The organism is Thermoactinomyces sp. FSL K6-2592, from assembly GCF_038006465.1.
GTDB lineage: Bacteria > Bacillota > Bacilli > Thermoactinomycetales > Thermoactinomycetaceae > Thermoactinomyces > Thermoactinomyces vulgaris.
On the sequence record NZ_JBBOVH010000001.1, the window covers coordinates 719,255 to 731,977 of the forward strand.

14 protein-coding genes and 1 pseudogene are annotated in these 12,723 nt (G+C 43.6%); 10 read left to right on the plus strand and 5 right to left on the minus strand.

Annotation, left to right across the window (positions count from 1 at the left end; all coding sequences use genetic code 11):
• Positions 1 to 20: 20 nt before the first annotated feature.
• Together NYE37_RS03745 and pruA are read right to left on the minus strand one after the other, a co-directional pair.
• The gene (locus NYE37_RS03745; protein ID WP_121874244.1) at positions 21 to 941 is read right to left on the minus strand and encodes a proline dehydrogenase family protein; all 921 of its coding nucleotides are present in this window, start codon (positions 939 to 941) and stop codon (positions 21 to 23) included.
• A 35-nt stretch (positions 942 to 976) separates the two neighbouring features.
• Complete coding sequence (gene pruA / locus NYE37_RS03750) at positions 977 to 2,524, minus strand: L-glutamate gamma-semialdehyde dehydrogenase (RefSeq protein WP_049720504.1); 1,548 nt, start codon at positions 2,522 to 2,524, stop codon at positions 977 to 979.
• A gap of 258 nt (positions 2,525 to 2,782) precedes the next feature.
• Between pruA and NYE37_RS03755 the strand changes: the two genes are divergently transcribed.
• Positions 2,783 to 4,162, plus strand: coding sequence for a sigma-54 interaction domain-containing protein (locus NYE37_RS03755; RefSeq protein WP_049720503.1), 1,380 nt, complete (start codon positions 2,783 to 2,785; stop codon positions 4,160 to 4,162).
• A gap of 24 nt (positions 4,163 to 4,186) precedes the next feature.
• On the opposite strand, the pseudogene NYE37_RS03760 reads toward NYE37_RS03755, so the two are convergent.
• A pseudogene (locus NYE37_RS03760) lies at positions 4,187 to 5,152 on the minus strand (CitMHS family transporter); the annotation flags it as partial.
• Between the two features lie 73 nt (positions 5,153 to 5,225).
• Complete coding sequence (locus tag NYE37_RS03765) at positions 5,226 to 6,326, minus strand: tyrosine-type recombinase/integrase (RefSeq protein ID WP_340711776.1); 1,101 nt, start codon at positions 6,324 to 6,326, stop codon at positions 5,226 to 5,228.
• A gap of 816 nt (positions 6,327 to 7,142) precedes the next feature.
• Between NYE37_RS03765 and NYE37_RS03770 the strand changes: the two genes are divergently transcribed.
• Positions 7,143 to 7,331, plus strand: coding sequence for a hypothetical protein (locus NYE37_RS03770; RefSeq protein WP_340711777.1), 189 nt, complete (start codon positions 7,143 to 7,145; stop codon positions 7,329 to 7,331).
• Positions 7,332 to 7,362: 31 nt separating this feature from the next.
• On the opposite strand, the gene NYE37_RS03775 is transcribed toward NYE37_RS03770, so the two are convergent.
• The gene (locus tag NYE37_RS03775) at positions 7,363 to 7,710 is read right to left on the minus strand and encodes a helix-turn-helix domain-containing protein (RefSeq protein ID WP_340711778.1); all 348 of its coding nucleotides are present in this window, start codon (positions 7,708 to 7,710) and stop codon (positions 7,363 to 7,365) included.
• A gap of 249 nt (positions 7,711 to 7,959) precedes the next feature.
• Here NYE37_RS03775 and NYE37_RS03780 point away from each other — a divergent pair, with 249 nt between their 5' ends.
• From NYE37_RS03780 to NYE37_RS03815, 8 genes are all read left to right on the plus strand, one after another.
• A complete protein-coding gene (locus tag NYE37_RS03780; RefSeq protein ID WP_340711779.1) occupies positions 7,960 to 8,244 on the plus strand; it encodes a helix-turn-helix domain-containing protein in 285 nt (94 codons plus the stop codon).
• Between the two features lie 249 nt (positions 8,245 to 8,493).
• Complete coding sequence (locus tag NYE37_RS03785) at positions 8,494 to 9,168, plus strand: hypothetical protein (RefSeq protein WP_340711780.1); 675 nt, start codon at positions 8,494 to 8,496, stop codon at positions 9,166 to 9,168.
• On the plus strand, positions 9,165 to 9,353 hold the full coding sequence (locus NYE37_RS03790; protein ID WP_340711781.1) for a hypothetical protein: 189 nt from the start codon (positions 9,165 to 9,167) through the stop codon (positions 9,351 to 9,353). The genes NYE37_RS03785 and NYE37_RS03790 overlap by 4 nt, the downstream gene beginning before the upstream one ends.
• A 135-nt stretch (positions 9,354 to 9,488) precedes the next feature.
• Entirely contained in the window at positions 9,489 to 9,902 is a 414-nt protein-coding gene (locus NYE37_RS03795) for a single-stranded DNA-binding protein (RefSeq protein ID WP_340711782.1), read from the plus strand.
• 19 nt (positions 9,903 to 9,921) lie between these two features.
• Entirely contained in the window at positions 9,922 to 10,143 is a 222-nt protein-coding gene (locus NYE37_RS03800) for a hypothetical protein (RefSeq protein ID WP_340711783.1), read from the plus strand.
• 141 nt (positions 10,144 to 10,284) lie between these two features.
• The gene (locus NYE37_RS03805; protein WP_340711784.1) at positions 10,285 to 11,088 is read left to right on the plus strand and encodes a hypothetical protein; all 804 of its coding nucleotides are present in this window, start codon (positions 10,285 to 10,287) and stop codon (positions 11,086 to 11,088) included.
• Positions 11,089 to 11,108: 20 nt separating this feature from the next.
• Positions 11,109 to 12,446, plus strand: coding sequence for a replicative DNA helicase (locus NYE37_RS03810; protein ID WP_340711785.1), 1,338 nt, complete (start codon positions 11,109 to 11,111; stop codon positions 12,444 to 12,446).
• Positions 12,443 to 12,598: a hypothetical protein gene (locus tag NYE37_RS03815; protein WP_340711786.1), complete on the plus strand. Its 156-nt coding sequence runs from the start codon at positions 12,443 to 12,445 to the stop codon at positions 12,596 to 12,598. The genes NYE37_RS03810 and NYE37_RS03815 overlap by 4 nt, the downstream gene beginning before the upstream one ends.
• Positions 12,599 to 12,723 lie beyond the last annotated feature (125 nt).

The following is a 12,723-nucleotide window of genomic DNA, read 5'->3' on the forward strand; positions in this document are numbered from 1 at the left end:
GGTGACGCCGCCTTTTCGGCTCAGGAGGATTTCCGGTTGAAAACGTCTTTGAAGATCAGATTCAGATTTTGCGGGCGTTCGGCCAACCGGCGCATGTAATAGCCGAACCAGTCATGGCCAAAGGGCATGTAAGTGGTCATCCGGTATCCCTCTTTGGCCAAATCATATTGCATCTCTTGCCGGAATCCATAGAGCATTTGAAACTCAAACCGGTCCGTCGGGATCCCGTTTTCGGCGACGAACTTTTTCAGTTCGCCGATGATCCGGTGATCATGCGTGGCAATGGAAGTGAAAGCCGGTCCGGTCAGTCTTTTCTTGGCCAGTTTCAAAAAGTTCCGGTCAATATCCTCTTTGGATTGAAAGGCGACATCCGGACTTTCTTTATACGCTCCTTTGACGATCCGGAGGCGGACATCCCGGAGTTCATCCGTCACTTCTTCCGCGCATCGCAAATAGCTTTGGATCACGGTTCCCACATTGTTATAGTCTTTCAGCAATGTTTTTAAAACGTCGATGGTCGGTTGGAAGTGAATGTAGTCTTCCATGTCAATGTTGATGAAAATGTCGTATCGGGCGGCGATGTCCAGGATCTCTTTCATGTTTCCAATGCAAAAGTCCTGATCGATGTCCAGCCCCAACTGGGTCAATTTGACCGAGACATGGCAATCCAGATTTTCTTCATTGATTTTATTGAGCATCGCGATGATTTGGTTTTTGGCTTGGATGGATTCTTCTTTGTGAAAGACAAATTCCCCCAGGTTATCTACCGTACAGCTGATGCCTTGTTGATTCATCTTTTTGATGGTGCGTGTGACGCTTTCAATGTCCGTGCCGGCCACAAACCGTTCGGCCCCCAAGCGAAATCCCCATTTCCGGGCGCTTTGGTTTAAAAATTTATTGGTAGATAAACGGATGAAAAAATTACGCAACAATTTCTGCACAGCCCCCATCCCTTTCATCTGTTTCCGATCTGCGATCAATACGTTTCGGAAACCGTTTTTGCTTCCATGAATAATTTCAGGTGGTCAGGGCCTCCTGCTTTGGAATCGGTACCGGACATTTTGAATCCGCCGAAAGGCTGATAACCGACAATGGCCGCGGTGCATCCTCTGTTAAAGTAAAGGTTTCCGACATGGAATTCATATCTTGCCCGTTCCAGATGTTCCCGGTTATTCGAAATCACGGCTCCGGTCAAACCGTATTCCGTGTTGTTTGCGATTTCCAGCATTTCATCAAAATCACGGGCTTTGGTGAACGCAACCACCGGGCCGAAAATTTCTTCCTGCATGATGCGGGCTTTGGGATCCACATCTTTGAAGATTGTCGGGTGGACGAAATATCCTTTGGAATCATCCGTTTGTCCGCCGTAGACAAGGGTTCCTTCGGTTTTGCCGATTTCAATGTAGCTTTTGATTTTGTCAAATTGTTTTTGATTGATCACGGCACCCATGTACACATCTTCTTCCGCCGGATTTCCCACTGTCAACGCTTTGGTGCGCTGAACCGTTTTTTCGATCACTTCGTCGTAAACATCCTCATGAACCACGACCCGGGAGCAGGCGGAACATTTTTGTCCGGAGAATCCGAAGGCAGAATAGACGATGGCATCTGCAGCCAATTCCAAGTCTGCATCTTTGTCCACGATGATCGTGTCCTTGCCTCCCATTTCCGCAATCACCCGTTTCAGGTGGGTCTGACCTTCCTGCACCTTGGCAGCGCGTTCATAGATGCGGACACCGGTGGCTCTGGAACCGGTAAAGTTGATGAAGTGTGTGTCTTTATGGTCAACCAGATAGTCCCCGATTTCCGCGGGATCTCCCGGGACAAAGTTGAGCACGCCTTTGGGGAGACCGGCTTCTTCCAAAATTTCCACGACTTTGTAAGCGACGACGGGGGTGTTTTCCGACGGTTTCATCAGAACCGGGTTTCCGGCAACGATGGGGGCGACGGTCGTTCCGCATACAATGGCAAAGGCGAAGTTCCACGGCGGAATCGTGACGCCCGGTCCCATCGGCTGGTAAAACAAGGTGTTTTGTTCAATGGGACGGCTGTTTACTTTTTCCCCTTTGGCAATTTCCAGCATTTGTCTTCCGTAGTATTCCAAAAAGTCAATGCCTTCGGCCGTATCCGCATCGGCTTGATCCCAGGGTTTTCCGGCATCGTAGACGAGCCATGCGGAAATTTCATGCTTTCTGCGACGGGTGATGGCAGCGGCCTTAAAGAGCACGTTGGCGCGGGCTTCCGGGGACATTTTCCGCCACGTTTTAAAGGCTTCGTTCGCTGCTTCAAATGCCTGGTCAATGTGTTTTTTGGTTGCTTTTGAAACCTTTCCGATCACTTGATCTTTGTTGGCGGGGTTGACGGAAACCAATTTATCTTCGGTGTAAATCCGTTCGCCGTTGATGACCAGCGGATATTCTTTTCCGAGTTCACTGCGGACTTTTTGCAAAGCTTTTTCAAATGCCTCGCGATTAGCCGGATCCTTGAAATCGGTAAAAGGTTCATGTTTGTAAGGGACAACCATGAGAAAACCTCCTTTAAAAGATCAATGATTTTAAAAATGAATCAATGACTCAAGAAAAAATGCTTTGCCCTTTTTCTATGCAAGGAATGTGCCAACAAAATGAAACCGGTTTAATCATGTTGTTTTCATTTGTCTGGAAGCGATTTCATTTGCTGATAATCTTGTTAATGTGTAAAATATTATTAACAATATTGTAAACAGGGTTAACACCTGTTTACAGTCGGATTCATCCACATTGAGCCGAAAGGGGCGGGGAAAGTGACGAATCCTCATCACTTTTATTTGCAGGCGGTGTTGTCGACGGAAGATGATGCGATTACGATTGTGGATAAAAAGATGAATGTGATTTTTTGGAATGAAGCGGCGGAAGAGACTTACAACATTAAAAAAGAGGAGATCCTGGGCAAAAAAATCACGGATTTCTTTTTCCATGACGATTTAATGGTTTTGAAGGTCCTGAAAACAAAGAAAAAAGTGAAAAATAAATATCATCGCCCTCGCCATGACAAACATGTTGTCATCAATACCAGCCCCATTTTTGACGGGAACAGGGAATTGATTGGAGCGGTGTCGGTCGAACGTGACATCACCCAGTTGGTGAAATTGAATGAAAACCTGATCACGACATCCCGGGAGCTGCAGGAATTGAGGCAACGCGTTCACACGGATCAGGAGATCCTTCCCTTTTCCAAATTGATCGGAAAAAGCAAAGCCCTCCGAAAAACGATCGCAATTGCCAATAAAAGTGCCAAAGCGGACGCAACCACATTGATTCTGGGGGAAAGCGGAACCGGGAAAGAAATTTGCGCCCGGGCCATCCACGAAGCCAGCGCACGGAGAAAAGGGCCGTTTATCCCCGTGAATTGCGGGGCGATTCCACACGCTTTGTTTGAAAGTGAATTGTTCGGGTATGAAGGCGGTTCCTTCACCGGGGCACAGAAAAAAGGAAAACCCGGAAAAATTGAAATGGCCCACGGCGGCACCCTGTTTTTGGATGAAGTGGGAGAGCTTCCGTTGGAGATGCAGGTGAAGTTGCTCCGGGTGTTGCAAGAGCAAGTCCTTTACCGCATCGGGGATTCCAAGGGGAGAAAAGTGGATGTCCGGTTTATCGCCGCGACCAATCAGGATCTTAACAAGCTGATGGAAGAAAAAAAATTCCGTTCCGATTTGTATTACCGGTTAAACGTCATTCAGCTGACCATGCCTCCCTTAAGAGAGCGGGTGGAGGATATCCCCCTGTTGGCGCAATATTTTTTGGAGCAATTTGCCAGCCGGTATCAAGTGCCGGTTCCCGAAATCCAGCCGGATGCCATGCCGGTTTTGCTTCAGCATCCATGGCCGGGAAATGTGCGGGAACTGCGCAATCTGATGGAACGGGTCGTGATCCTGTCGGAAAAACCGGTGATCCAAAAAGAAGATTTGGTCAGCTTTTTTCAACATCCGGATGCCCCGTCTTTTTCGGAGCGTGGTGCGGAAAACCCCCGCAGCTTGTCCGGTGAAAAAGATCACATGGAGAAACAGTTGATTGAACAGGCATTAAAAGAGACGGCCGGCAACAAATCCCAAGCTGCCAGAAAATTAAGGATATCCCGGGTGACCCTCTACAAAAAGCTGAAAAAATACCAGATCCGTCTGTAGAGGCCGGCCGTCCCGGTCCCCGGCTCAAAAGATGACTTTGGTGGCCAGAGCCGTGATGATCACAGCCATTGCGGTGCCGGTGGCCCAAAGGATTGTAAAGCGCTGGAATTCCCCGAAGTCGACTTTCGACATTCCCACCAGCAGGTAAGTGGCAGGCACGAGCGGGCTTAACAAATGGACCGGCTGTCCCAGCAACGATGCCCGGGCGATCTCGACGGCAGTATAACCGTAGGAAGCGGCAGCTTCAGCCAAAATGGGAACCACGCCGAAATAGTAAGCATCATTGGACATGAAAAAGGTGAATGGGATGCTGGTTACCGCGATGATGAGATGAAAGGCCGGTCCCCAGGAGTCCGGAATGATGGAGATCAGGCTGGAAGCCATGGCGTCCACCATTTTGGTGCCTGAGAGGATCCCGGTGAAAATGCCGGCGGCAAAAACCAGGGAGACGACGGCAAGGGCGTTTCCGGCATGGGATGCGATCCGCTTTTTTTGTTGTTCGGGATTGGGATAGTTGATCATGACGGCAAGGGAAAAAGCGAGCATAAACAACACCGGCAGCGGCATGATGCCTTTGATCAGGCCGATGAGCAAAAGAGCGGTCAAGATGGTGTTGGCCCAAAGCAGTTTCGGGCGTTTCAAGGAAGCGTCCCCTTCAGGGGAGGCTTCTTTTTGCAGGTTTTGGATGCTCTGTTCATCCAGGGGAATCACTCCCAGCCGTTTTCTTTCCCGCCGTCCCAACCAAAATGCGGTGAAGAGGATCCAAACGGCCCCGCCGATCATGGAAGGAATCAAAGGGACGAACACATCGCCGGCGTCCACGCCCAATGCGGCGGCTGCACGGGCAGTCGGTCCGCCCCATGGCACCATATTGGTCAAACTGACCGACATCACAGTGATCCCCGGCAGAATCAGCGGATTCATGTTCAAACGCCGGTACAGCGGAAGAAAGGCGGAAACGGTGATCATGTAACTGGTGGTTACATTCCCAAACGTCTATAAGTCTTGATTTTATGGGGCTTCGAGAGGAGAAGGGGGCTTATTTGCTCACATTTTGCTAACATCAAGCCAAAAAATCATCTATAGCGTCCGCGGCTTGTTTCTGCATGCCGGGGACGAGATGGGAATATATGTCAAGGGTAATTTTTATTGAAGAATGGCCTAAGCGTTCGCTAACAATTTTAGGATGGACGCCTTTTTGTAACAAAATAGAAGCGTGGATGTGCCGCAAATCATGAAATCGAATTAGCGGAACGCCCGCTTTTTCTTGCATCGTCTTAAATGAACGCCATAAGTTATTATGTCTTATTAAATTTCCGTTCCGGTTTACAAAAACAAAATCAGTTTTAATCCCTAGCAACTTCAAATGTTCTTCCTGTTTTTTTCTGTGAGCTTTAAGGATTTCGATTACATTTTTTGAAATATTAATGCTTCTGGCGGAAAAATTAGTCTTAGTATCGGTTAATATAGCTTCTTTTCCGGTTGTTGTCCAGCTTCTTTGAATATTTATTACTCCTTGCTCAAAATCTATATCCTGCCATTTTAAACCTAGAATTTCCCCGCGTCTCATTCCTGTTGTAATAGCCAAATAATAAATGGGGTAATAAACGCTTTCCTTTTTCGCCACCGACAAAAACCGGTTTACTTCCTCTTTTGTCCAAATGGTTAAACCGGAACGCTTTTTTTGGGGTAATTCTAAACCTTGCGCCGGGTTCCTATTAAGCATTTCCATTTTTACAGCCCATGCAAAGGAACCGTTTATAACACGATGAATTAATTTAATCGTGCTCGGCGATAGGAAGTTTACCAAGTCTTGATAATACCGAGTGATATTAATGGGTTTTATTTCACTTATTTTACATCGCCCGATTCCATTCTGTATATGAGTTTTAAAAAGGCGGACGTAAATGTAATGAGTAGTCGGCTTTACTCTCCATTTTTGGAAATTTAGCCAATCCCTTATTAATTCGTTCAACGTAACTTTCTTATCCTCTATTATATATTCTCCGCGCTCAATATCGGCCAGGACGAGCGCCAGGGCTTTCTCCGCTTCTTTCTTGGTTTTAAATCCGCCTTTCGTCTTCTGTTTTCGCTTGCCGTTTATCCTCGGTAAATCAACGGTATAATACCATGTCTTTCCTCGCTTTCTAATGCTTCCCTTCATTCCGCATTTCTCCTTTTCAACAAAACGACTAACAAAGCACCCACACACCGAAAACCCTTATTTCACCGGTATTTTCGCGGTAAGCAACACAAAAACCAACAAGGATTTAACAAAGAAATTAACAAACAAACCAACAAACACATTAACAAACCTTGAAGCCAGTAAATTCAAGGGATTCAATAACATTATAACAAAGCGGCTAACAAAGAAGGTAACATGAAACCTAACATCAATAAAGAATATATAAAGAATAAAAAGAAGAATATATATAGATGTTTCATTACCATTAACAGGAGAGAAAGGGATAGTTTTCTTATATTATTCAAAGCGCCGCCTAACCCTTCTTTGCCTGACTAAAGAATAACAAAGAACTAACAAACTACTAACAAAAGGGTCACCAACCGGAAACCTTAATAAACGCAAGGGGTTTCACGACATAAAGTTTTACCACTAACAAGGATTTAACAAAGAAACTAACAAACAGACTAACAAACATATCAACAAAGGGTTAAGCTAGTGATTACAACGTGTTTAGCGTCATGCTAACAATCAAACTAACAAACAGACTAACAATAAAATTAACATCTATAAAGAATATATATAAGAAATATAAGAATATATTATTATGTTGCATAGCGCATGTTTGGTTGCTTATAAATGTTACAGAAAAATGAACGTGTCAAAATTGTGACCGAAAATACGTTCGATTTTCGAAAGATTATATTGAAGGTGAACATAAAAACATTTATTATCTAATTAATGGTAAGTATATGAGGTTTTGCCACGAGAGACAATAAACTCAGGGAAGGGATATGGTTGATGAAAATGACGAACAATCCAAATCTCCTAGATACCCAAGAAATCATCAAGGATTACTTAGTTTATGTTTCTCTTAAAACGGGTGTTACGCTGAGAGCGGATGTTTGCGTGTTCATTAACGATTTGAAAACGAAAGTAAATATCCCTGTGGAATGGGATGAGGAATTGAGAGGGTTAAAAAAATAAGTCACCTAATACATTTAGGTGACCCGGTTTCTCATTTAATCTTTTCCCTAATTAAAAACTCCAGAAAGTTTTTGATTTGTACTAATTCAATTTCATCTAGTTTAACCCCGTCGTATGTCAATTCTTTACTATCTAGAAGCTTTCGGAGGTTTTTTATTTCCTCTTGGTTTTCGTTAATAAGGTAATCAGTAGGCACATCAAGTTCATCCGCTAATTTCGCCAATATTTCAATGTCCGGGATTCTCGAACCATTTTCATAGCAACTTAATGTACTTTCAGCGACTCCAATTTTCGCCGAAAGTTCTTTTATTGTTTTTTTCTTCGCTTTCCTCAATCTACGCAAGCGCGCACCAAATTCTTTCCTTGATTCTTTATCCATCTTACATTATTTCCTCCCCGTGAATAAAAGATAAAAATAATTTACATTCCGCACATAATATAATAATTAACTCATTTTAACAGTAAAGTCAAACTAACAAAACGCCTTCTTGTAATATATGATAATATATGCAAAGACTTTGCAATGCGCATAATTTATTTATGAAAAAAATAATTTTTCGCTTGACATCTTGCGTATCGTGATGTTATTATTTGTATTGTCAGACGGAACGCATAAAGGAGGAGCACCATGGAACATAACGATTTCAAAAACGAGGAAATGTCAACAAATTTTTTTAAACGATTACTTGACATAGCGCAAGAAATTAATAACGAAAGTATGCGGAAAGAAGAGGTTAAACCGTTGGTTTATACAGTTAAGCAAGCGGCGAAGGCATTGAATATTTCCCAAACTACTTGTTATGAACTTATCCGCGAGGGTAAATTACCACATTTGAAACTAGGTGGTAGAAAGTTGATACCTATTAAAGCGCTGGAAGAATTCATTGAAAGGGGCGTTGAACTATGGGATTAAAACAAAAATACTGTCCAGACTGCAAAGTTCATCCGGTTTCTTATGTTCCGGGTGAATCAATCACTAAGGATTATTACTATTGCACTAATTGCCGTGAAAAATTCAGTGTTGACTTTAGGGGATTTGTTGAACGGCCTGTTAAGCCGCGTAAGGCATACTTTGCCGCCGCATATCTTAGCAGCCAACAGGAAAGAAGAGCTTATGACGCATACGTCAGATGAAAAATAAATTGAAAAGGGGTTATGCGATATGAGAAAAACGCGCGAGGAAGCGTTGAAGGATTATGTATCTGTGAACGAGCGGTTAATGAAGTTCCGGGAGGAATACCCGGACGGTATCATACACACGGAAATTATCAAATGGACGGATGACGGAACAATCGTTATGAAGGCGGTAATTTACCGCAATCCAGAAGAATTTGAAAGAGGGGTTTATATCGCTGTTGGCCATGCCTACGAACAGGAAGGCTCGAGCTACATTAACAACGGGAATGCCTTGGAAAATTGCGAGACGTCGGCTGTTGGACGCGCGCTGGCGTTTATGGGCTACGAAATAAAAAAGTCGATTGCATCGTGGGAAGAGGTTGCAAACGCGAAGGCGCGCCAAAATGCGAAAAAGCAAGCAATACAGAAAACGCCGAAACCTGCAACTAACCAACGACTAATGAAAAAAATACAGAAAGCATGGAAGGAATTAAACCTAACGGAGAAACAATTAGCGAGCCAGATTTTCAAACTTTATAGTAAGCGGTTAGATGAACTTACAGACGATGAAGCGAAAGAGTTTTTAAAAATGCTTGAAATGGAACTAAGCAAGCGCGAAAGAAAGGAAGCTAAAAAGAATGAACGGTTAGGGAGTCAGGAAGCGAAGCAAGAAGGAACCGGTAAAGAGGATGAAACGAAAAACGGGAGCGATGCCGCGTGAATTTAGGGTTACATTTTTGGCAAGAAATGCCGTTGCCCATAGAAGAAGAAATAAAAGCGCACGAGGCGATTTTAAGAGAAGTAGAAAGAAATATTCTTTGGGCGCAAGGCGATAGAAAAGAAAAATTGCGCCGCGAAATTGACTGGCGACGCAACGTAATAAAACGACTCAAAGAAGCAATGTAATGGTAGGCGGCGGCCACCGCCTACCTCCGATTATAACATATTGGAGGGTTAGAAAATGAAAGTGATTTTACCCAATGGTTGGGAAGTGGATATAAAGGATGACGGGAAGAAAGAAGAAAAAAAGGATGATGAAAAATGATAAATCGCGTGGTGCTGGTTGGTCGCCTTACGCGTGACCCTGAATTGCGTTATACGCAAGCAGGGGACGCGTTTTGCCGGTTCGCATTGGCTGTCAGCAGACGTTATACAAATAAAAACGGCGAAAGGGAAGCCGATTTTATAAATATAGTCACTTGGCGCGGATTAGCCGAAACTTGCGCGCGGTATCTTTCTAAAGGTTCGATGGTTGCGGTTGATGGTTCCATTGTAACCGGCAGGTATGAAAAAGATGGTCAAACGGTTTATACCGTTGATGTCCGGGCTGATAATGTGGCGTTTTTAGATACTAAGAAAAAAGAAGAATCGAATAAACAAAGTGAACAAATGCCTATAGACGACCCGTTCGCTGACGATGGGGTTTTATTAGATGAAAAAGACTTGCCATTCTAAGACATCGGAGGGGAACAGCATGCGGAAAGGCGTAGAAATCACGGTAACTGTCAGCGTAGACCGAGAAACAACAGTAGAGGTAACAGGTGTTATGAGCGAGGAGGATTTTAAAGACGGGTTTAAAACTTTGCAAGTGATTGACGGAATAATGAACGACGCGATGCAAAATATTTTCTCCTTTGTTACTGGCGAAGGGGAGAAAGTAGAGAAGAAGTTGTTGGGCATAAGGTTTGCGTGTTAAAGGCTGATGCAAAATCGGCCTTTTTTCATACTTTGTTCAATTGCGATTCGCTAAAAAAACGATTGACAACTATGCGTTCCGCAAATTATTATAATAAATGACATTGCGTAACGCATATTTTAACAGCCGGAGGGTTGCAGAGTGTCAGGATGGATTAAGTTACACCGGAAGATTCTAAAGTCTGATATGTGGAGAAACCTAAACAGCGCGCAACGGGATGTTGCTATTACGATTTTATTGATGGCTTCCTACGATGAAGGGGAAGCGGAAACAGAAGAGGGGATAATTAAGACGAAACCGGGACAGTGTTTTTGTTCGCTTGAGACAATCAGGGAAAAATGCGCAAAAGATGTGACTATACAAAACGTTAGAACAGCGCTTAAAAAACTTGAAAAATGGGGGTTCATCACAAATGAATCATCAAAAAAGGGGCGGATAATAACCGTTGTAAATTGGGAAGTGTACCAAACGAGCCAGCAAACAGATAAACCATCTGAAACGAAAGAGCCGAAGAGCGAACGAGAACAAACCGGCGAGACAGACGAGAAAAAAGATAAAGTCGAAGAGGAGCAACCAAAAAAGAGGAATCGACGGCGAATTTATCCGGCTGAATTCGAAAAGTTTTGGTCAGTGTATCCCAGAACAAAGAAAGTAAGCAAGAGTAAAGCTTATAGCAATTTTAAGGCCTTGATTGAAGAAGGGGAAACAAGCGAAAACATGATAAAAGCCGCGGAAAATTACGCGGCGGAGTGTGAGGAAAGAGCGACGCCCGAACAGTTTATAAAACACCCTTCAACTTTCCTAGGACAGGATAGACCGTATCTTGACTATATAGGCGATGATGAGCCGGAAAAACCGGCGAAAGAGGAAAAAGAATTATTTGGCTTTGAGTATAGCGACGACTTTTTAAATAAAAAGTTACAAGAAGCGGCATTAAATCTGTGAATCCATAGGAGGTATGCATTATGAATTTAAAACCTGAAGAAATGGTTATAGGTTCTGTTTTGTTTGAACCGGCTGTAATTGGTGATGTCATTGATTTAGAAGCGGATGACTTCGAAGAACCGGGCTTTTCTATCCTGTGGCAAGGATTGAAGTATTTATATGAACATGATGAACCGATGGAATTACCGGCGGTTGTGCAAATGCTACAGGACGCCGGGCGGTTAGATGAAGTCGGCGGGTTTATGCGTTTGTATGACTTGCAAAGAAGCATTATTAGCGCGGCTAATGTGAAATATTACGCTGAGAAAGTAAAAAACGCGGCGACATTACGACGACTTCAGTACAAAGCGCAAGAAATACAATTGAAATTAGAAAAAGCTAAACCGGAAGACGCAGAAGCTTTAATAGAAGAAATGGAAAAGGCGATAGAGAGTGCGCGGCCAGATGATTCAAAGGGGCTTCGGCATCTGTCGGATGTTGAAGAGGAATTATTTCAATCCTTGGACGAGAAGAAAAGCGGCATTAAAACCGGGTTTAAATTATTTGATAGGTTCAGTGGGGGCTTACATCCCGGCTGGCTATATATCCTCGCTGGTCGTCCTAGTGTCGGGAAAACGGCGAAAATGTTACAAATGGCTTTTGGAGTGGCTAAACAGCGTCAAGGAGCGGTTCTTATTTTCTCCCAAGAAATGAGCTATACAGAATTAATGTTAAGGGTGTTATCAAACGAAACGTCAGTACCTTATAACTTTCTAACCAAGGACAAAGACAAATTGACGCCGGAAATGAGGGAGAAGTTAAGAGAAAGATATAAAAAACTTTGCCAACTTGATATTTATGTGGATGACGTGGCGGGGAAAAGCATTAATCAAATAAAAGCGGCAATCAAACGATTTAAAGCGCGGAAAGGGAAAATAGCGGCTGTATTTGTTGATTACCTCCAAATTATGAATATCAAGCAAGAGTTGGGGGAATCACGGGCGCAAGCGGTCGGAAGAGTAGCGCAACAAGCAAAAGAGATTGCCAGAGCGGAAAATTTAACCTTTGTTATGTTGTCCCAATTGAGTCGGAAGACGGAAGAAACAGTAACGCCAGAATTAGGACATTTAAAGGAATCCGGCGGAATTGAACAGGCGGCAGATGTGGTTGAATTCCTTTATGAAAACAAAGAAGACGAAAAAGGAGAACCCGCGCCGGAGGGTTGCAAATGGGTTAGAAGCAGGATAGCGAAAGGGCGTAATATCGGGTTGGCGGAGTTTATTTGTAAATTCGCCGGTTGGTGTCAGTCATACGAAGAAATCGACCAAATAGGAAAAAGAAGAGACAACAAAAGCCATAGGAGGGAGGATGTAAAATGAGTGAAAAGGAATATTTTCATTTGCTCGAGCGGTTGCGAAAAGGCGCGGAAATGATATCTAACCCTTTTTTGCCGGAAAAGAAAAGGAAAGAGTATCTGAAGCTTTATAATGCCATTGAACACAAAATATTAGCTTATAAGGGATTTTTTTAGGACTTCATCTTTGCGTATCGCAATATAACAAAAAGATAATTTCACGGAGGGGTTGAAAATGTTTCATTATGAATGCGGGAAATGCCACAAATTAGTAAGCGTTTGTAGCCCGAGGGCTTATGTAG